Here is a 1,001-nt window from a genome sequence, read left to right on the forward strand (position 1 = left end):
CCTCAGAGGCGGCTGTATTCGCAGAATTTGTCGTTGCTGTCACCGTGTCTAATGAACTCTTGACCTCTCCAAGCCCTTGCTTCGTCGTATCAGCTTCTTCTTTTGCTTGCTCCGCAACACTCTTCGCTTCTTCTGCTGTCGACTTCGCAGTCTCGGCTACTTCCTTGGCTTCTTCTGATAAACTTTTTGCACTCAAAGCGGTTTGGCTTGCATGATCACTCGTGGATTTTGCTTCATTGGCTATTGTTTCTAAGCCTTCTGCTTTAGATTTTGCATCGCTAGCCTCTCTTAGTGCTTGATCTACTTTCTCTGTTACACTCTCTGCTGCACTTTTCGCCGCTTCCGCCAAACCCTTCGCTTCTGAAGCTGTTTGCGAGGCTTGTTCCACTCCTGTTTGCGCCGATTCGGCAACTCTCTTAACAGTTGCAACAGATTCCTTGACTTCAGCACAAGCATTCTTGGATTGTTCTGAAAGAGCCTTTGCCTCTTCTGCAATATCCTTGGCATCATCAGCTGTCCGTTTTGCGCCATCCGCCTTAAGACTTGCTTGTGTTGCTATCGTCTTAACTTCATGACTCGTCGCTACCGCGGTCGCTGCTACTTGGGTTGTCTCTGTTGCTGTTTGAGAAGCATCTTTCGCTGTTTGTTCTGCACGTTCAGCAATAGATTTCGATTCTTCTGCAACCTGTTGCGCACCATTCGCACGCGCCATGGCTTTTTCCGACTCTTGCCTTGCATTCACAACCTGTTCTAACGGCGCAAAGGTTTCATACGAATACAAAGATGCCGTCCCTAAAATCTTCGGAACAACAACGCTATCTTGCGAAGTTCCTTCTCTGATTTCCTCTTTCGTGGCTATTGGTATCAGATACTCATGACTATGATCAGGTATTTTCATCTGCTTTATTCCTCCATTAAACCTAAAATGAACACTCTTTCAAATCTTCAAACTCTTCTCTTAAGGTCTCTAAGCGCTTCTCTAAATCTTTCAGTGAACCATC

1 protein-coding gene is annotated in these 1,001 nt (G+C 46.0%); it reads right to left on the reverse strand.

Annotation, left to right across the window (positions count from 1 at the left end; translation table 11 throughout):
• The coding region (locus ACFILO_RS09485; protein ID WP_375678214.1) for an alanine-zipper protein at positions 1 to 898 on the reverse strand (898 nt) is incomplete at its 3' end.
• Between the last annotated feature and the right edge of the window lie 103 nt (positions 899 to 1,001).

Origin of the sequence: Bartonella sp. AP72JLCBS (assembly GCF_042195705.1) — a bacterium.
GTDB lineage: Bacteria > Pseudomonadota > Alphaproteobacteria > Rhizobiales > Rhizobiaceae > Bartonella.